Raw genomic sequence first — 18,059 nt, 5'->3', positions numbered from 1 at the left:
CAGCGATAGAGGTAGAGGCTACTGGTTCGCACGGGAAGTGGTAGATTGACGCGATAAGGTGAGGAAACAATGATGGATTTTCAGAAAATCCGCGCCCGCGCGGCCAAACGCAAGGGCGGGGAAGCGGCGCTGGCATCGCTGCTGGGGCCTATGCCCGACAATGCCGCGGTGGCTGACGTTGCCGACGACCGCATCCTTTCGATCATGGCCGAGCGTGTTTTCGCGGCCGGATTCGTTTGGCGCGTCATCGAGCAGAAATGGCCTGGTTTCGAAGAAGCGTTCCTCCGCTTCGAGCCGAAGCGGCTGCTGTTCCAGCCCGATGATTTCTGGCACGACCTGACAGCCGACGAGCGCATCGTGCGCAATCCGCAGAAGATCAAATCCGTTCGGGACAACGCGGCCTTTGTCGAGAGGGTGTCGAAGGAGCATGGCGGCTTCGGCAAATTCCTCGCCGAATGGCCGGCCGATGATCAGGTCGGGCTGATGGCCTATCTCGGCAAGCATGGCAGCCGGCTCGGCGGCCACACCGGCCAGTATTTTCTGAGATGGCTGGACTGGGACGCCTTCATCGTCTCGGCCGACATGGCGGCGGCGCTGCGCGACGCCGGCCTGGACATCGCCGAAACCCCGACCTCGAAGAGGGATCTCGACAAGATCCAGAACCAGATCAATGCCTGGGCGGCGCAAACCGGGCTGCCGCGCCGGCATATTTCGCGCATTCTGGCGATGTCGATCGGCGAGAACCACTCGCCGGAGGCACTGCGCGAATATATGGGCGAATAGGACACGATCCGTCATTCGGTCTGACACGAATGACATATGTCGTTCGATCTAGGGTGGTCCAAATGAACGCCATTGCCCGGCGAATTCTGTCGCGCTAAGTCAGCAGGCATGACCGACAACACCGCTCCCGACATATTGCGCATCGCCGTCGCCCAGCTCAATCCGACGGTTGGCGACGTCGCCGGCAATCTCGCCAAGGCGCGCGAGGCGAGGGCGGATGCCGCTCGCCAGGGCGCAGACCTCGTGCTGTTCACCGAGCTTTTCCTCGCCGGCTATCCACCCGAGGACCTGGTGCTGAAGCCTGCATTCCTGAAGGCCTGCGAACGAGCGGCGAAGGATTTTTCTGGCGATACCGCCGATGGCGGGCCGGGCGTCATCATCGGCACGCCGCTGAAGCGCAAGAGCGGCACGCACAATTCGATCATCGTTGCCGATGGCGGCAAGATCCTTGCCGAGCGCTACAAGCTGGATCTGCCGAACTACGGCGAATTCGACGAGAAGCGCGTCTTCCAGGCTGGCCCTGAAATCCAGGGACCGGTCAATTTCCGCGGCGTGCGCCTGGGGATTCCGATCTGCGAAGACATATGGGGCGATGTCGGCATCTGCGAGACGCTGGCCGAAAGCGGTGCGGAAATCCTGCTGGTGCCGAATGGCTCGCCCTATTATCGCGGCAAGGTCGACGTTCGCCACCAGATCGTCATTCGCCAGGTCATCGAATGCGGATTGCCGATCATCTATGCCAACCAGCTTGGCGGCCAGGACGAGCTGATCTTCGACGGTGCGTCGTTTGCCATAGGTTCTGATAAGACGCTGGCCTTCCAGATGAGCCAGTTCGAGGAGACGGTCAACGTCACCACCTGGAAGCGAAACCGCGCCGCCGCAGGCTCGCAGAATGGAAATCATTCCGAGGGCTGGGTCTGCTCCGAAGGGCCAATGTCGAAAATCCCGGAAAAGGAGGAGGCCGATTACCGCGCCTGCATGCTGGGCCTACGCGATTACGTCAACAAGAACGGTTTCAAGAATGTGGTGCTAGGCCTTTCCGGCGGCATCGATTCGGCGATCTGCGCCGCACTTGCCGTCGATGCGCTCGGCGAGGAACGGCTGCGCGCCGTGATGATGCCTTACCGCTACACTTCGAAGGACTCGCTCAAGGACGCTGAAGATTGCGCCCGTGCGCTTGGGTGCCGCTACGATATCGTGCCGATCTTCGAGCCGGTCGAGGGATTCCTGCATACGCTGACGCAGCTTTTCGAGGGCACCAAGGAAGGCATCACCGAGGAAAACCTGCAGAGCCGCGCGCGCGGCACCATTTTGATGGCGATCTCCAACAAGTTCGGCTCAATGGTGGTCACCACCGGCAACAAAAGCGAGATGTCGGTTGGCTACGCCACGCTCTATGGCGACATGAATGGCGGCTTCAACCCGATCAAGGACCTCTACAAGATGCAGGTCTATGCGCTGTCGCGCTGGCGCAATACGCACGTGCCGCCTGGCGCGCTGGGCCCTTCCGGCGAGGTGATCCCGAGCAACATCATCGACAAGGCGCCGTCGGCGGAACTGCGCGAGAACCAGACGGACCAGGATTCGCTGCCGCCCTATCCGGTGCTGGACGACATCTTGGAGTGTCTGGTCGAGAACGAGATGGGTGTCGACGAGATCGTTGCCCGCGGCCACGACCGGGCGACGGTGACGCGCGTCGAGCATCTGCTCTACATCGCCGAATATAAGCGCCGGCAGGCAGCGCCCGGCGTGAAGATCACCAAAAAGAATTTCGGCCGCGACCGCCGTTATCCCATCACCAACCGGTTCAGGGATGGCGGATAGGCGCCGTTTCTCGCCCCTGTGAAATGGCTGGGGCCGGATGCTCAATGGGATAGCCATGCCTGATTGTGAAATCAGCTTCGACGTGTCGCGGATCGACTTCCGGGCGACCTCCGACCTGTTGATGGCAAGCTACTGGGGCAGCGGGCGCAGCGACGAAGTTCACCGCCGCGCCTTTGCCAACTCGCTTTGCGTCGGTGCTTATGCCGACGGCAAGCAGATCGGCTTTGGCCGGGCGATCACCGACCGCACGGTGTTTGCCTATCTGGCCGATATCATCATCTGGCCGGAATATCGCGGGCGAGGCATCGGCACGCGGCTTGTCCAGGCGCTTATCGATCATCCGGATTGCAAGACAGTCACCCATTGGAGCCTGTCGACGAATGATGCCCATGCGGTCTACGAGAAGCTTGGTTTCAGGCCGTCCACCGATGGCCGCTATATGCGTCTCGACCGCATTTCGACCGCCTGAACGAGGAAATTGCACAACCCGCGATTGTTGCAAAAACGTCTCACTGGTTGGACCAGATGCGCTTTCGGTCGCTCGCTGGCTTGGCGTGGCGGTGAGGCATCTCTATAAACGCCTTTCCGCGATTCCTACGCATCGGCCCGAAAATCGGCATCGATTTTCGGAAAGCACGATGCGCAGATTCAAAGTTAGAGCGTACTTTGTGCGTCCGAATGGACGCATGTCGCTCTAACGGGAGGACCGAATGGCAGGATTTGACATCGTTATGCGAGGCCGCGAAGCCTAGGTCTCAGAAGGCGCGCCAGAAGGTTTTCACCTTCACGCCCAAGCCCATCTGACATCAGGCGTTCGTCGATGCCGGTCGCCGCCCGTCTTCGGGCGAGCCGCCAAATATGCCGAACCTCCGCATTCCCGGGCGCTAATTCGCCCAACGCGGGTTTTTTCAATTTTCGACCTTACCGGGACCGGGCTCGCTTGCGCCCGAATGACATCATGGCTCGTTTTCAGATAGATTTGCGCGCGGGCGCCTTTCGCAGCGTCCTTGGCTTCACGCTTAGCCATTGGCGGCGCCAGCCGTGGCGGCTTACGCTCATCATGGGCACGTTCCTGCTGTCGACCTTGGCCGACGTGCTGACGCCGCTCTATTCGGGCCGGCTGGTCGACGCCGTTGCCAGCAGCGCTGCGGCCGACGATGTCGCGTGGAATGCGGCGATGGCGGCGTTTTCCATGCTGGTGGCTCTGGCGCTCACCGGTGTCGTGCTGCGCAACCTCGCCTTCATGGCCATCGTGGAGCTGACCCTGAAGATGATGGCGGATATCGCCGCCGACGCCTTCCACCGCGTCCAGCGCTTCTCCACCGACTGGCATGCCAACAGCTTCGCCGGGTCGACCGTGCGCAAGATAACGCGCGGCATGTGGGCGCTCGATCTGCTCAACGACACGATCCTGATCGCGCTGCTGCCGTCCGTCGTCATGCTTGTCGGCTCGACGCTGCTGCTCGGCTGGTTCTGGCCGCTGATGGGTGCCGTAGTCGCTGCAGGCTCGGTGCTGTTCATCGCGGTGACGGCGCTGCTGTCGCTTGGCTATGTCGCGCCTGCGGCAAGGCTTGCCAACGCATGGGACACGCGCCTTGGCGGCTCGCTGGCCGATGCGGTGAGCTGCAATGCGGTGGTCAAGGGCTTTGGCGCCGAGGAACGTGAGGAAACGCGCCTTGCCAAGGTGGTTGCCAGATGGCGCGCTCGCACGCGCCGCACCTGGGTGCGCGGCACCGTCAACGGCACCACGCAAGGGGCGATGCTGCTGCTTCTGAGAACCGCGGTGATCGGATTTTCGCTGCTTTTGTGGGCGTGGGGGCAGGCGAGCGCCGGCGATGTCACCTTCGTGCTGACCTCGTTCTTCGTGCTGCAAGGCTATTTGCGCGACATCGGCACGCATATCCGCAATTTGCAGCGCTCGATCAACGACATGGAGGAACTGGTCGACTTCCAGTCCGAGCCGCTCGGCATCGAGGATGTGCCCGGCGCCAAGCCGATCCGCATCACCGACGGCCGCATCAGCTTCGACGATGTCACCTTCCACTATGGCAGCCACCGCCTGCCGCTCTATCGCGACTTTTCGGTGGACATCGCGCCTGGCGAGCGCGTCGGGCTGGTCGGCCATTCGGGCTCGGGCAAGACGACCTTCGTCAAGCTGATCCAGCGCCTTTACGACGTGAACGCGGGAAGCATCCTGATCGACGGCCAGGATATTGCCGGGGTGGCGCAGGCGTCGCTGCGCGGGCAGATCGCCATCGTCCAGCAGGAGCCCATCCTGTTCCACCGGTCGCTGGCCGAAAACATCGCCTATGCCCGGCCGAGCGCCACGCAAGCCGAGATCGAGCACGCCGCGCGGCTGGCCAGCGCGCACGACTTCATCGTCGATCTGCCCAAAGGCTATGGCACGCTGGTCGGCGAGCGCGGCGTGAAACTATCGGGCGGCGAGCGCCAGCGCGTGGCGATCGCGCGCGCTTTCCTCGCCGATGCGCGGATCCTCATCCTGGACGAGGCGACGTCGAGCCTCGATTCGGAATCGGAGGTGCTGATCCAACAGGCGATGGAGCGCTTGATGGTCGGCCGCACGACGCTGGTCATCGCGCACCGGCTTTCAACGGTGCGGGCGCTGGACAGGCTTCTGGTGTTCGATCGCGGCCGCATCGTCGAAGAGGGTTCGCATGACCAGTTGATCCGGCTGCAGGGTGGCATCTACCGCCGGCTGTTCGAGCGCCAGGCGCTCGAATTGACCAAGGGGCTGGTGATCTGACGGGTTACAGCGCCGCGCGCGTGTTAATGGACGCGCGGCGCTGCCGCCTTTTCATCGCCTTCGTCATGTTCTATGTCTGCCGCCAGGCGCGGGGGCGTGTCTTGTCAATACGAAAACCATCCGGTACGCCCCGCCCATGACAGTCACCGTCCGTTTCGCCCCATCACCGACCGGCCGCATTCATATCGGCAATGCGCGCACCGCGCTGTTCAACTGGCTGTTCGCCATGAACAACAAGGGCCGCTTCATCCAGCGTTTCGACGACACCGACGTCGCGCGCTCGACGCAGGAATTCTCCGACGCCATCCTCTACGACCTGCATTGGCTGGGCATCTTTCCGGACGCCACGGAATACCAGTCACGGCGCTTCGAGATCTACGATGCGATGGTGGAGAAATTGAAGGCGGCGCGCCTTCTCTATGCCTGCTACGAAACCCCGGAAGAACTCGATCTCAGGCGCAAGGTGCGCCGCACGCGCGGCCTGCCGCCGGTCTATGGTCGGGAGGCGCTGACGCTGACGCCTGAGCAGGTCGCCGAATACCAGGCAGATGGCCGCCGGCCGCACTGGCGCTTTCTCCTGCCCAATTTCACCAGTGATCCCTTAGCGCCGGAGCGCACCGAAATCCACTGGAACGATCTGGTGCGCGGCGAGGAAACCGTCGATCTTGCCTCGCTTTCCGATCCGGTTCTGCTGCGCGAGGACGGCACCTATCTTTACACGCTGCCTTCAGTGGTCGACGACATCGAAATGTCAGTCAGCCACGTGATCCGCGGCGACGACCACGTCACCAATACCGGCGTGCAAATCGCCCTGTTCCACGCGCTTGGTGCCGAGCCGCCGGTGTTCGGCCACCATAATCTCTTGACCACCGCATCGGGCGAGGGCCTGTCGAAGCGGAGCGGCGCGCTCTCGATCGAGAGCCTGCGCGAGACCGGCATCGAGCCGATGGCCGTCGCCTCGCTGGCCGTGCTTGTCGGCACCTCGGAAAATGTCGTGGCGGTGCCTGACATGGCCGAGCTTGCCCGGCGCTTCGATCCGGCCGCGACGTCGAAATCTGCCGCCAAGTTCGATCCGGACGAGCTCTTCGTGCTCAATCGCACACTGCTGCACCATATGCCGTTTTCCGAGGCGCGTGACCGACTGATCGTGCTCGGCATCTCCGGCGAACAGGCCGAGCCCTTCTGGCTGGCGGTGCGCGGCAATCTCGACAGGCTGGCCGATGCAGCGATCTGGTGGCGCACACTTCGCGACGGCCCGCAGGAGCAGCCGGACTTTTCCGATATCGACCGCGATTTCCTTCGCCAGGCGTTCGATCTTTTGCCGGAAGATCCCTGGAACGGGTCGGTCTGGAAGGAGTGGACGGGCAGGATCAGGGAAGCGACCGGCCGCAAGGGCAAGGCGCTGTTCATGCCGCTCAGGCTGGCGCTTACTGGACAGCCTTCAGGGCCGGAGCTTGCAGACCTGTTGCCGCTGCTGGGTCGGGAAGGAACGCTGGCCCGACGGCCCTGACCTTGCGCCGTTCCGGCGGCAGCAAGGTCGTCGGCGAGGGTTTGACGGCGAGGCGCTTGATGGCTTCGCGATCGAGCCCGCCTTCGACATTGGCCAAAGTCTCCGGGTCGGCGCCTGGATCGGGTCTGGCGGCAGGCACCGGAACGGACGGCGTGGTCTCCACGTCGGCCTCGGACTGCTCCGGGCTTGGCGGATTGCCGGCGATGATCTCGAAATTCCGCGAGGCGTTGCAGCCGCAGGCCGACGGCCGCGATGTTTCGGGCTGCTTGTAGAGATAGGCGGTCGGCAGTTCGCTGTAGGGCCTGCCGGTTATCGAGGACGTCATCGAGGCCGAATCGTCGCCAATGCCGCGCGTATAGAACACCTGCATCTCGGTGCCGGGGCAGCTCGAATCGCAGTTCTTCTGGTCGCGCTCGAAATCGCCCAGCGAGGCGGCGTTCGACATCGGGAAGAAATAGCCGTCGCAGGTGCGCACGCACATTGTGCGGAATTCGCCGCCAAGACGTGGCAGGTCCATGCCGTCTGGCCGATTGATCATGGCGCGGATACCGCGTTGTTCATCGGGATCGCTCGGCTCATCCAGCGCATCGGGCTGACTTCTGGCGTCGCCCAAAAGCCGATCGAGCAGATTTCCTTTGCCGTTTTCACGGTTCGCTTCGGGGACAGGCACACGCTTCGAAGGCACGGCGCTATCATGACAGCCATTGGCGTCGAGCGAGGCCAGTATGCGTGCTCGATCACGTCGCGAGCCGCCGCCGGCGAGCTGCGCGCGCTTGACCTGCAGGGCATCGAGATTGGCGTTCATGCGGTCGAGCGTGGCCTCGAGTGCAGCGCATGCGTTGCGATTGCGGCCGACCAGCGAAAAGCCGCAGCCGGCGCTGTCGAACTGGCGGCTTGCCTTTGAAATCTGCTCGCGCTGCCGCACGATCGCGTCGTCGTACTTCCTGAGCAGGGCCGGCTTGCCACCGCCGCCACGCGCAGCGGCCGCGAGATCGGTCTCCAACTGGCGGCAAACACGGGAGGCGGCATGCGGCTCGGTGACGGCAAAGCTTGATAACGTCAAGGCACCGAGCAGTACGGCGGCACGCGTCAGATTCCACCCTCCGCCCGTCATTCGCCGTGAACTCCGTTTAACAGGCCGTCGCGAAAGCTACCGCTTTGCGGTTGTATATTTAGCTTACCGCGAAAGCCCGCTTTAGCCCAGATTTACGACCGCCTGCGCCTTGTGGGCGGCTTCGACCACGGCGAGTGCCGTCATATTGACGACGCCGCGCGACGTCACCGACGGTGTCAATATATGCGCCGGTCTGTCGGTACCGAGCAGGATCGGCCCGACATGCAGCGCGTCCATCATCGTGCGCAGCGCGGTAAGCGTGATGTTCGCCGAATCGAGATTGGGGAACACCAGCAGATTGGCTTCGCCCTTCAGCCGCGAATGCGGATAGACGCGCTGGCGCAGCTCCTCCGACAGAGCCGAATCGGCATGCATCTCGCCGTCGCATTGCAGGTCGGGCGCGATGCGCGCCAGGATCGCCGCTGCCTGCCGCATCTTGAGCGCGCTCGGCGAATCGCGCGAGCCGAAATCCGAATGCGACAGCAGGGCGGCCTTGGGCTCGATGCCGAAGCGCTGGATTTCTTCCGCCGCCAGCACCGTCATCTCGGCGATTTCCTCGGCCGTCGGATCGACGGTGACATGGGTGTCGGTGAGGAAAATGATGCCGCGCTGCGAGATCAGCATGGAAAGCGTCGACAGGTCGTGATCCCTGATACCGGCGCGCGGGCCAATGATCAGGGTGACATTGCGCAGATGCCGCTCGAAACGTCCTTCCAGGCCGCAGACCATGGCGTCGGCGTCGCCACGCTTGAGGGCAAGTGCTGCGATCACCGTGTTGTCGGTGCGCACCATGGTGCGCGCGGCTTCCGTCGTCACGCCGCGCCGGCCGGCGAGCTCGATCAAAAGGTCGACATAGTGGCGATAACGCGGATCGTCCTCGGGATTGATCAGGCCGAAGTCGACGCCCGGCTTGATGCGCAGCCCGTAGCGTTTCAGCCTGACCTCGATGACATGCGGGCGGCCGATCAGGATTGGCTCGGCGATGCCTTCTTCCAGCACCACTTGCGCGGCTCGCAGCACGCGCTCGTCCTCGCCGTCGGCATAGATGACGCGCTTGGCGTTCGACGTCTTGGCCATCGTGAACACCGGCTTCATGACCAGGCCGGAGCGGAAGACGAAGCGATTCAGCGTGTCGATATAGACCGTCATGTCGGTGATCGGCCGTGTGGCGACGCCGGTGTCGCAGGCGGCCTTGGCCACCGCCGGAGCGATGCGCAGGATCAGCCGCGGATCGAAGGGCGAGGGGATCAGGAAATCGGGCCCGAAGATCGGCGTTTCGCCGGAATAGGCGCGGGCGGCGACATCGGACGGCTCTTCGCGGGCAAGGGCTGCGATCGCCCGCACCGCGGCCATCTTCATCTCTTCGTTGATGGCGCTGGCGCCGCAGTCCAGCGCGCCACGGAATATATAAGGAAAGCAGAGTACGTTGTTGACTTGATTGGGGAAATCGGAGCGGCCGGTGCAGATCATCGCATCGGGTCGTGCAGCTCGTGCCACTTCCGGCATGATCTCGGGATTGGGATTGGCCAGCGCCAGGATCAACGGTTTTGGCGCCATATGCTGGAGCAATTCCGGTTTCAGCACGCCGGCGGCCGAAAGACCGAGGAATACGTCGGCGCCCGGCAGCACATCGGCTAGCGTGCGCGCCTCGGTATCTTTCACGTAGGGGTCTTTCCAGCGGTCCATCTCGTCGACGCGGCCCTTGTAAGCGACGCCGAAACGGTCGGTGACCCAGATGTTTTCGACGCGCGCGCCGAGCAAAACCAGCAAGTTGAGGCAGGCAAGGGCAGCTGCCCCGGCGCCGGAGGTGACGATCTTGATGTCGGAGATCGTCTTGCCGGCAAATTCCAGCCCATTGAGCACGGCGGCGGCGACGATGATCGCGGTGCCGTGCTGGTCGTCATGGAAGACCGGTATGGCCATGCGGGCCTTCAGCCGTTCCTCGACCTCGAAGCATTCGGGCGCCTTTATGTCCTCGAGGTTGATGCCGCCGAAGGTCGGCTCCAGCGCCGAGATCGTCTCGACCATACGCTCGATGTCAGGCGCGTCGATCTCGATGTCGAAGACGTCGATGCCGGCGAACTTCTTGAACAGCACCGCCTTGCCTTCCATCACCGGCTTGGAGGCGAGCGGACCGATATTGCCGAGACCGAGCACCGCCGAACCGTTGGAAACGACGCCAACCAGATTAGCCCGCGCCGTGTAGTCGGCGGCGGTTGCTGGATTGTCGCGGATTTCCAGACAGGGCGCCGCGACGCCCGGCGAATAGGCAAGCGCCAGGTCGCGCTGGTTGCCGAGCGGCTTGGTTGCCTGGATTTCAAGCTTTCCAGGCCGTGGATGCTTGTGAAAATAGAGGGCGGCTTCGTCGAGGTCCGACCGGGCTGCTTTTTTGCTTTCGCCTTCCATACGGGCCTCCCTGCGATCCTGCCTTGACGCCCTTTTAGCATGCAGCGTTGGTTTTTCACGATGCCAAATGACGCAACCGCCAATTAGGCGGAAGAATCATCAAAAACTCATCTATGTCAGATTGTTGCAATGAAATTCTCACCTGCTTTGTCGCGGCCGGCGCGGCTGTCATCGAGCGCCTCGCGCGGCCGGGTGGTTCCGATCGCGGGCGATCAACTCACGTCTCGATGGCCCTCAAGCAGTTTCCAGACGCTATCGACAATGCTCGGCCGTGGTCGCCGTTTCGCGATCACGGCAAGTGGCCACGCGGGCAGCGATACGCCGGTGATCGGTGCATAGCGGACGCCCCGAAACAAAAGGCGCTGTGTCGATCGTGGAAGCAGGGCAGCGCCCAAGCCGGCGGACACGAGCGAGAGCATGGTTAGTGCCCGCGTCGCCTCCTGGACGATCCGAACGTCGAGGCCAGCCTTGGTGAAGGTGTCCATGATGCGGGCATGGAGCGCCGGGCCTTGTGCAGCCGGAAACATGATGAGCCCATGGCGGGCGATGTCCGCCAGCGTCACCCCTTGTGTCTGCCGGTCATCAGGCAGAACGGCGATAAGATATTCAGCAGGATAGTCATGGATGTCGAGACGTTCGTCGGACCCGAGCGGTGGATGCACGAAACCGACGTCGATCTCACTGCGCGACAACGCCGCAATCTGCTCATTGGTGGACGCCTCGATGAGCTTTGGACGGATGTCCGGATATTTCTCGCGAAGCCGAGACAGGAGATGCGGCAGATGCTCGTAGAGAGCCGCCGAAACGAAGCCGACCCTGATCTCGCCAGCTTCGCCGTCATGCGCTGCGCGGGCGATGTGAAGCGCCGAATCGGCGTGCCGCACGGATGCCCGAGCCTCGTCTACGAAGGCCGAGCCTGCGCGCGTCAGGGTTAGGCGGCGGTTGGCTCGCTCGAACAGCTTGACGCCGAGTTCCTTCTCCAGACGCCCGATCGATTGACTAAGCGGAGGCTGCGCCATGGCCAGCCGCAGGGCTGCACGCCCCATATGCAATTCCTCCGCAACAGCGAGGAAATGTCGCAAATGCCGAAGTTCCATATCTTGATGATATCAAAAATCATTGAACACGTCATCGATAGGATATCGAATAGCTGACAGTCTTTCCGGAACGCAATTGCGACCGGAGATATCATGATGTCCCACTTTACCGTCCTCCCCCTCGTGTTCACAGCAGCCATGATGGCCGCCGCTCCAGCATCGGCAGGAGAGCCGGATCTCGTCCGGGTCGACAGGTTCGTCGAACTTCGGACGGGCGAGCGCCTCTTCGTCCGGGAGGTGCGCCGTCCTGGCGCAGCGTCCGAAGCCAACTCCGCCGTCCTCCTCATCCATGGCGCACGCGTGCCCGGCGTTGCGTCCTTCGATCTGCCCGTTGCGGGCGGATCGCTTGCCGCCGACCTCGCGGCTGACGGGCATCTTGTCTATGTCCTGGATATTCGCGGCTACGGCGCATCGAGCCGCCCTGCGGCCATGAACAGGCCGCCCGACCAGTCCGCTCCTCTGATCCGCACCGAAGACGTCGTGGCGGATATTTCCGCAACGGTCGACGCCATCGCCAAATGGAGCGACGTTTCAAGGGTCAGCCTCGTCGGCTGGGCCACCGGCGGGCATTGGGCCGGCGCCTATGCCAGCCGGTTTCCGCAGACGGTTGATCGGCTCGTCCTCTACAACACCCTGTATGGAGGCTCAGACCGGCATCCCACCCTTGGTACCGGCTCGCCGCTTGAAAATCCCGACCGGCCTGGGACGTTTAGTATCCAATCGTTCGGCGGTTATCGGCTGAATACACGTGCGACCCTATTCAACGCCTGGGACGACAGCATCCCGGTCGCGGACAAGGCTCAGTGGCGCGATCCCGCGGTGACGGCAGCCTATGGTGATGCGGCACTCGCCTCCGACGAGACGGCGTCGACGCGCCAGCCGCCGAGTTTCCGGTCACCGAGCGGCGCCATGGCCGACAGCTTCGAACTCGCGTTCGATCGCCGGCAATGGCCGGCGGCGGCACTCACCATGCCAGTGCTCGTCATCCGCGCCGGACGAGACTTCTGGAGCCGGCCGGAGGATGCGAAGACAATCGTCGACGAAGCACCAAAAGCGGAACGTCTCGACATCCCGGACGCCACCCACTTCGTCCATCTCGACCGCGAGGCCGCAGGACGCGGTGTGTTCCTCGACGCTGTGAAGCGGTTTCTCGGTCGGTCGGAGGGATGAACCATGAAGGGTCGTTCATGTGTCCTGCGGGAGCAGCAGCCGCACCAACAGTGTCATACTGGCCGCTCCCTGCGCCGCGCGATCAGAACGCGCTGACATAGGCGCCGCCGTCGACCGGTATGTTCTGCCCGGTCAGGTAGCCGGCATGGACCGAGCACAGGAAGGCGCAGATCTGGCCGAATTCCTCTGGCGTGCCGAGCCGCTTGGCCGGAACGTTGGCTGCTGCCTCGGTCTTGCGCGCGGCGGCGGCAGCCGGATCTTCGGGAGTGCCGGCTTCGTGCGGGGGGCGCAGCCGGTCGGTGTCGATCTTGCCCGGCAGCATGTTGTTGATCGTCACATTGCGGTCGATCACCGTCCGCGCCACGCCGGCAAGGAACGACGTCAGGCCGGCGCGTGCGCCGGACGACAGATCGAGGCCCGGAATGGGAACATAGACCGACAGCGAGGTGATGTTGACGATGCGGCCGAAGCCGCGCTCGGCCATGCCGTCGATCACAGCCTGAACCAGTTCGACCGGGGTCACCATGTTCTGGGTGACGCCTTCGAGAATCTTTTCGCGGTCGAGCTCGCGGAAATCGCGAAACGGCGGTCCGCCATTGTTGTTGACGAGGATATCGGGATCGGGGCAGGCGGCAAGCAGCGCCTTCTGCACCTCGCGCTTCGACACGTCGCCGACGATCTCGGTCACCTTGACGCCAAATCTTTCGCGCAGTTCGGCGGCGGTCTTTGCCAGTTGGTCGGCGTTGCGCCCATTGACGACCAGATCACAGCCGGCCTCGGCCAGCGCCATGGCGCAGCCCCGCCCAAGGCCCTTGCCCGAAGCACAGACGATGGCCTTTTTTCCGCGTATACCGAGATCCATGGCGATTTCTCCTCTGATTTGCGCGGCAAACTAGCCCTTTGGCTGGACCAATCGCAACCGTCATACGGTTGTTGCATGAATCGGGGCATAGCCAACGCGAAAGCAACGGTGAGAATCCCATGCCTGGCGCAGAGCCCCGCACTTTCCGCAGCATGTTCATCTCCGACGTCCATCTCGGATCGAAGGCTGCTAAGGCCGAGTTCCTGATCGATTTCCTGCGCCATCACGACGCCGATATCATCTATCTCGTCGGCGATATCGTCGACGGCTGGCGGCTGAGACGGAGCTGGCACTGGCCACAGAGCCACAATGACGTCGTCCAGAAATTGCTGCGCAAGGCACGCAAGGGCGCCAGCATCACCTACATCGCCGGCAATCACGACGAGTTCGCGCGCCAGTTCCAGGGCGTGCATTTCGGCGGCATCGTCGTCGCCGATCGCGCCACCCACGAGACCGCCGACGGCAAACGTTTTCTTGTCATCCATGGCGACCAGTTCGATACCGTCGTCCACAATGCGCGCTGGCTCGCCTATCTCGGCGACTACGCCTATGACGGGGCCATGCTCGTCAACCGCGTGGTGACGCGGCTTCGCCAACTGCTTGGCCTGCCTTACTGGTCGTTTTCGTCCTGGGCCAAGGTCAACGTCAAAAAGGCGGTGAATTTCATCGGATCGTTCCAGACCATGCTGACCGAGGAAGCGCGCCGTTCGCATGTCGACGGCGTGATCTGCGGTCACATCCACCACGCCGCGATCGAAAACTACGAGGATGTGCAGTATATCAACACCGGCGACTGGGTGGAGAGCTGCACCGCGGTGGTCGAACATTTCGACGGCCAGATGGAGATCCTGCACTGGGCGCACGTCCTGCCGGAGGCGCCGGTCGGCAGCGAGCTGCTGGTGCCGATCGACATCAAGGGCAGGGCGGTCCAGGCGGCCTGACCAACCCGACCTCAACTCCCTCTAATCGATTAGTCCACGCGGTTCCGCCGACTTTTTCAGCATGTTATGAGATTGCGTGCGCTGCAGGCCGACTCAGCCCAACGGAGCGCCGACGGATTGCCCGCTGATGTCCTCCCTGCCGCCGCTTTCACCTGAACAGCTCGTCAAGCCGCGTCATTTCGAACTGCGCATGGGCCTGATTTTCTTCACGCTTTTCGTGCCGCTGGGGACGCATTTGCCATATTTCCCGCTGTGGCTGCAGGCGGAAGGTTTTGATGCCGAACAGATAGCGGTCATTCTCGCAGCACCAATGTTCCTGCGCGTGGTGACGACGCCATTGCTGACGGCACTGGCAGACAGGGCGAGCGACCGCGCCCACGTCTATGTCGCGCTGATGGCCGCATCGCTGGCGCTGTCCGCGGGTTATTTCCTGACGCCGACCTACGCCATCGTGCTCGCCGTCTCGCTGGCGCTCGCTGTCGTCTGGACGCCGCATTCGCCGATCGCCGATTCGCTGGCGCTGTCGGGGGTGCGCCGCTTCGGCTCCAACTACGCAAGCATGCGCAAATGGGGATCGATCTCCTATCTGTGCGCAAATCTTGCGGGCGGTTTCATCCTGTCGCGGACCGGCGCCCAGGCTGTTCCGATGATCATTTTCGTGGCGTTTGGCGCTGCACTTGTCGTCGGACTGATCGCGCCGCGGCTCGGCCGCCCCCGCCGTGCTTCGCCGCTTTCGGCGACCGACATTCAGCAATCGGCACCAAAACTCCTCAACGCCTATTTCCTGTATTTCTCCATCGGCGTCGGCGTCATCACCGCCAGCCACGCATTTCTCTACGGCTTCGTGTCGATCTACTGGAAATCGATCGGCATCGGCGATCAGGTTGTCGGGCTGCTTTGGGGTTGGGGTGTGGTGGCCGAGATCGGCATGTTCATGATCTTCACCCGGGTTTTCGGCTCCTTCTCGGTCGTGTCGATCATGGTGATGGCCGGAATAGGCGCGATCGTGCGCTGGATTGCCTTCCCCTTGGTCTGGCCGCTCGGCCTTGGGGTTGCCGGATTTTTCGCAGTCCAGACGCTGCACGCGGTTTCCGTGGCACTGGTCCTGATCGGCTTGCAAAAAATGATCGGCGAGACGGTCGCGGAGGAACGCACCGGGGCCGCTCAAGGCATCGCCTATTTCTCCAACGGCTTTTTCACGGCCGTGGTGACGCTCATGTCCGGCCCTCTCTATGACCGCTTCGGCGTGGATGGGTTTTTTGCCATGATCCCGATCGCTCTGATCGGCTTGGCGCTGATCGGATTTGCAGCGCGTTCAGCCCCACAGCGCCGTATCGGGCGGTGACACCAGCGAACCTTGGTAGACGAGACCGGGAACACGGTCGCGGGCAAGCAGCAGCGGACCGTCGAGATCGACGAAATCGGCATCCTGCGCCAACAGCACGGCCGGCGCCATGGCAAGCGACGTGCCGACCATGCAGCCGACCATGACGCCAAAACCCAGTTCACGGGCGCGGTCGCGAAGGACGAGGGCTGCGGTCAGGCCGCCAGACTTGTCGAGCTTGATGTTGACGGCATCGTACAGGCCGACAAGCGAGGCAAGGCCCTCTGCCTCATGCACGCTTTCATCGGCGCAGATCGGCACCGGATGCGCGATGTGGCGAAGGATGCCGTCACGGCCCGCAGGCAGCGGCTGTTCGATCAGCGCGATGCCGTGCTCGGCGGCAAAGGCCAGGTTTGCAATGACATTGTCGTCCGTCCAGCCCTCATTGGCGTCCAGTATGATGCGGCTCGCCGGTGCTGCCTCTCTTACTGCGCGGATACGGGCCATATCGTTGTCGCCGCCGATCTTGACCTTGAGCAGCGGCCGCGCGGCATTGGCGCGGGCCTGCGCCGCCATCGCTTCGGGCTCGCCGAGCGACAGCGTGTAGGCCGTCTCGATCGCCCTCGGCGGAGCCGCCCAGATGCTGGAGGCGACCGGCTTGCCTGTGATCTTCGCCTCCAGGTCCCACAGCGCGCAGTCGATGGCGTTGCGCGCCGCACCTGCCGGCATGGCGTCGAGCAGCGCGGCCCGGCTGATGTCGCCTTCAATCTGCTCCCGTATCGCCTCGATTGCATCGCGAACACCGTCCATGGTCTCGCCGTAGCGCCTGTAGGGGACGCATTCGCCGCGCCCGCTATGCTCGGCTTGGCTGATCGTGCAAGCGATCACCTCGGCCTCGGTCTTCGAGCCGCGCGAAATGGTGAAGGTTCCGGCGATGGGAAAGCGCTCGGACTCGACCGAAATGACACGCGCCATATTTTTCTGCTCCGGCTGTGCGACAACGAGCTTGTCGGCAAATCGACAGGTGGGTTCCGTCAGGTTAAACAGATTGGCCCGTCAGGCTAAACAGGACGCCATGTTGACCATCCGCAAACGCTTCGCAAGCGGCAAGACCGCCAGGGAGGCCGACCATCAGCCGCGCGTCGCGGTCGGTGAGGAGGGCGGCGTTCTGGGCTGCGCCTTCTCCGGAAACTGGACGACGCGCACCGTGACGCTGGTCGACGCCGATATGCGCAAGATTGAGAAGCGCAGCGGTTTCCAGACGCTAGCGCTCGACCTCTCGCATATCGAGAAGATGGATACCGCCGGGGCCTGGCTGATCGACCGCCTGGTCAGCGCGTTCGAAAAGAAAGGCGTCGAGATCAGGCTGGAAGGGCAAAGCGAGATCGCCTCGATCCTGCTCGGCGCCGTTGGCGACGCAGTTCGGCGCGAGCCCGATTCCGGCGGCGCAAAGCCGCCCAACATCATCATTCGCGCGCTCGAGGCGGTTGGCCGGCGCGTCTATGAAATGCGCGACGATTTCCTGTCCTCGATGAACATATTGGGCGCCACTATACGCGGCTCGCAGATGAAGCTCGGCCGCGGCCATGCGGTCAATCCGGCGGCGATCTTCAACCAGATCGATCGCATGGGCGTCGGCGCCATCCCGGTGGTCGTGCTGATGTCGGCCATCGTCGGCGCGATCGTCGCCCAGCAAGGCGCCTACCAGCTCAGCTATTTCGGCGCCGATATCTTCGTCGTCGATCTGGTCGGCGTGCTGATCCTGCGCGAACTCGGCGTGCTGATGACCGCGATCATGATCGCCGGCCGTTCGGGCAGCGCCATCACGGCTGAAATCGGCTCGATGAAAATGCGCGAGGAGGTCGACGCGCTGAAGGTCATCGGGCTCAATCCGATCGGGGTGCTGGTGTTTCCGCGGCTGGTCGCGCTGGTGATCGCGCTGCCTTGCCTGACGATCATCGCCAATTTCGCCGCACTTGGCGGCGGCATTGCGGCGGCGTGGCTCTATTCCGACATCGCACCGGCCGCGTTCATCGACCGGTTGCGCGTCGCTATCGATCTCAGCACCATCTTTGCCGGGCTGATCAAGGCGCCGTTCATGGCCATGATCATCGGCACGATCGCGTCGGTCGAAGGCATGAAGGTTGGCGGCAGCGCCGAATCGCTGGGACAGCACGTGACCGCTTCGGTGGTGAAGTCGATCTTCGTGGTCATCATCCTCGATGGGCTTTTCGCCATGTTCTACGCGGCGATCGAGTTCTGAC

At 63.1% G+C, this 18,059-nt stretch carries 14 protein-coding genes; 9 read left to right on the top strand and 5 right to left on the bottom strand.

The window, feature by feature from the left end:
- The first annotated feature begins 69 nt into the window (after window positions 1-69).
- The 5 genes from RPG13_RS22090 to gltX all read left to right on the top strand — a co-directional run bounded on the left by RPG13_RS22090 (window position 70) and on the right by gltX (window position 6,881).
- Window positions 70-783: a DNA-3-methyladenine glycosylase I gene (locus RPG13_RS22090; protein ID WP_126106404.1), complete on the top strand. Its 714-nt coding sequence runs from the start codon at window positions 70-72 to the stop codon at window positions 781-783.
- 108 nt (window positions 784-891) lie between these two features.
- The gene (locus tag RPG13_RS22085; protein WP_337125997.1) at window positions 892-2,607 is read left to right on the top strand and encodes an NAD+ synthase; all 1,716 of its coding nucleotides are present in this window, start codon (window positions 892-894) and stop codon (window positions 2,605-2,607) included.
- Between the two features lie 55 nt (window positions 2,608-2,662).
- Window positions 2,663-3,076 carry a GNAT family N-acetyltransferase gene (locus tag RPG13_RS22080; protein WP_126106406.1) on the top strand — a complete coding sequence of 138 codons (414 nt, stop codon included), beginning with the start codon at window positions 2,663-2,665 and terminating at the stop codon, window positions 3,074-3,076.
- Between the two features lie 489 nt (window positions 3,077-3,565).
- Window positions 3,566-5,371, top strand: coding sequence for an ABC transporter ATP-binding protein (locus RPG13_RS22075; RefSeq protein WP_126106407.1), 1,806 nt, complete (start codon window positions 3,566-3,568; stop codon window positions 5,369-5,371).
- 136 nt (window positions 5,372-5,507) lie between these two features.
- On the top strand, window positions 5,508-6,881 hold the full coding sequence (gene gltX, locus RPG13_RS22070; protein ID WP_337125996.1) for a glutamate--tRNA ligase: 1,374 nt from the start codon (window positions 5,508-5,510) through the stop codon (window positions 6,879-6,881).
- Here gltX and RPG13_RS22065 read toward each other — a convergent pair.
- The 3 genes from RPG13_RS22065 to RPG13_RS22055 all read right to left on the bottom strand — a co-directional run bounded on the left by RPG13_RS22065 (window position 6,799) and on the right by RPG13_RS22055 (window position 11,447).
- The gene (locus tag RPG13_RS22065) at window positions 6,799-7,995 is read right to left on the bottom strand and encodes a DUF2865 domain-containing protein (protein ID WP_126106409.1); all 1,197 of its coding nucleotides are present in this window, start codon (window positions 7,993-7,995) and stop codon (window positions 6,799-6,801) included. The two genes, gltX and RPG13_RS22065, sit on opposite strands and share 83 nt — an antisense overlap.
- An 81-nt stretch (window positions 7,996-8,076) precedes the next feature.
- Window positions 8,077-10,401 (bottom strand): NADP-dependent malic enzyme, encoded by a 2,325-nt coding sequence (locus RPG13_RS22060; protein ID WP_126106410.1) that lies wholly within the window; start codon window positions 10,399-10,401, stop codon window positions 8,077-8,079.
- Between the two features lie 212 nt (window positions 10,402-10,613).
- Window positions 10,614-11,447, bottom strand: a complete 834-nt coding sequence (locus RPG13_RS22055) for a LysR family transcriptional regulator (protein ID WP_245458023.1) — start codon at window positions 11,445-11,447, stop codon at window positions 10,614-10,616.
- A gap of 147 nt (window positions 11,448-11,594) precedes the next feature.
- Between RPG13_RS22055 and RPG13_RS22050 the strand changes: the two genes are divergently transcribed.
- Window positions 11,595-12,668, top strand: coding sequence for an alpha/beta fold hydrolase (locus RPG13_RS22050; RefSeq protein ID WP_337127040.1), 1,074 nt, complete (start codon window positions 11,595-11,597; stop codon window positions 12,666-12,668).
- Window positions 12,669-12,750: 82 nt separating this feature from the next.
- On the opposite strand, the gene RPG13_RS22045 is transcribed toward RPG13_RS22050, so the two are convergent.
- Window positions 12,751-13,530: an SDR family oxidoreductase gene (locus RPG13_RS22045; RefSeq protein WP_095485345.1), complete on the bottom strand. Its 780-nt coding sequence runs from the start codon at window positions 13,528-13,530 to the stop codon at window positions 12,751-12,753.
- A 119-nt stretch (window positions 13,531-13,649) separates the two neighbouring features.
- Here RPG13_RS22045 and RPG13_RS22040 point away from each other — a divergent pair, with 119 nt between their 5' ends.
- Together RPG13_RS22040 and RPG13_RS22035 are read left to right on the top strand one after the other, a co-directional pair.
- The gene (locus tag RPG13_RS22040; protein ID WP_126106412.1) at window positions 13,650-14,471 is read left to right on the top strand and encodes a UDP-2,3-diacylglucosamine diphosphatase; all 822 of its coding nucleotides are present in this window, start codon (window positions 13,650-13,652) and stop codon (window positions 14,469-14,471) included.
- Window positions 14,472-14,598: 127 nt separating this feature from the next.
- Window positions 14,599-15,816, top strand: coding sequence for an MFS transporter (locus RPG13_RS22035; protein WP_128286325.1), 1,218 nt, complete (start codon window positions 14,599-14,601; stop codon window positions 15,814-15,816).
- Here RPG13_RS22035 and dgcA read toward each other — a convergent pair.
- The gene (gene dgcA, locus RPG13_RS22030) at window positions 15,787-16,770 is read right to left on the bottom strand and encodes an N-acetyl-D-Glu racemase DgcA (protein WP_292621564.1); all 984 of its coding nucleotides are present in this window, start codon (window positions 16,768-16,770) and stop codon (window positions 15,787-15,789) included. The genes RPG13_RS22035 and dgcA overlap by 30 nt on opposite strands.
- Before the next feature lie 100 nt (window positions 16,771-16,870).
- On the opposite strand from dgcA, the gene RPG13_RS22025 reads away from it, so the two are divergent.
- On the top strand, window positions 16,871-18,058 hold the full coding sequence (locus tag RPG13_RS22025; RefSeq protein ID WP_095485342.1) for an ABC transporter permease: 1,188 nt from the start codon (window positions 16,871-16,873) through the stop codon (window positions 18,056-18,058).
- The last annotated feature ends 1 nt before the right edge of the window (window position 18,059 follow it).

Origin of the sequence: Mesorhizobium sp. ISC15 (genome assembly GCF_037162615.1) — a bacterium.
Classification (GTDB): domain Bacteria; phylum Pseudomonadota; class Alphaproteobacteria; order Rhizobiales; family Rhizobiaceae; genus Mesorhizobium; species Mesorhizobium mediterraneum.
The sequence above is the reverse complement of the archived record's forward strand: the minus strand, read 5'-3'. Positions and strand labels throughout refer to the sequence as shown.

What these genes read in the sequence shown, in the direction of transcription:
- RPG13_RS22090 (WP_126106404.1), top strand. Translation starts at nt 70, where the DNA reads ATGATGGATTTTCAGAAAATCCGCGCCCGCGCGGCCAAACGCAAGGGC.
- RPG13_RS22085 (WP_337125997.1), top strand. Translation starts at nt 892, where the DNA reads ATGACCGACAACACCGCTCCCGACATATTGCGCATCGCCGTCGCCCAG.
- RPG13_RS22080 (WP_126106406.1), top strand. Translation starts at nt 2,663, where the DNA reads ATGCCTGATTGTGAAATCAGCTTCGACGTGTCGCGGATCGACTTCCGG.
- RPG13_RS22075 (WP_126106407.1), top strand. Translation starts at nt 3,566, where the DNA reads ATGGCTCGTTTTCAGATAGATTTGCGCGCGGGCGCCTTTCGCAGCGTC.
- gltX (WP_337125996.1), top strand. Translation starts at nt 5,508, where the DNA reads ATGACAGTCACCGTCCGTTTCGCCCCATCACCGACCGGCCGCATTCAT.
- RPG13_RS22065 (WP_126106409.1), bottom strand. Translation starts at nt 7,995, where the DNA reads ATGACGGGCGGAGGGTGGAATCTGACGCGTGCCGCCGTACTGCTCGGT.
- RPG13_RS22060 (WP_126106410.1), bottom strand. Translation starts at nt 10,401, where the DNA reads ATGGAAGGCGAAAGCAAAAAAGCAGCCCGGTCGGACCTCGACGAAGCC.
- RPG13_RS22055 (WP_245458023.1), bottom strand. Translation starts at nt 11,447, where the DNA reads ATGGGGCGTGCAGCCCTGCGGCTGGCCATGGCGCAGCCTCCGCTTAGT.
- RPG13_RS22050 (WP_337127040.1), top strand. Translation starts at nt 11,595, where the DNA reads ATGTCCCACTTTACCGTCCTCCCCCTCGTGTTCACAGCAGCCATGATG.
- RPG13_RS22045 (WP_095485345.1), bottom strand. Translation starts at nt 13,530, where the DNA reads ATGGATCTCGGTATACGCGGAAAAAAGGCCATCGTCTGTGCTTCGGGC.
- RPG13_RS22040 (WP_126106412.1), top strand. Translation starts at nt 13,650, where the DNA reads ATGCCTGGCGCAGAGCCCCGCACTTTCCGCAGCATGTTCATCTCCGAC.
- RPG13_RS22035 (WP_128286325.1), top strand. Translation starts at nt 14,599, where the DNA reads ATGTCCTCCCTGCCGCCGCTTTCACCTGAACAGCTCGTCAAGCCGCGT.
- dgcA (WP_292621564.1), bottom strand. Translation starts at nt 16,770, where the DNA reads ATGGCGCGTGTCATTTCGGTCGAGTCCGAGCGCTTTCCCATCGCCGGA.
- RPG13_RS22025 (WP_095485342.1), top strand. Translation starts at nt 16,871, where the DNA reads ATGTTGACCATCCGCAAACGCTTCGCAAGCGGCAAGACCGCCAGGGAG.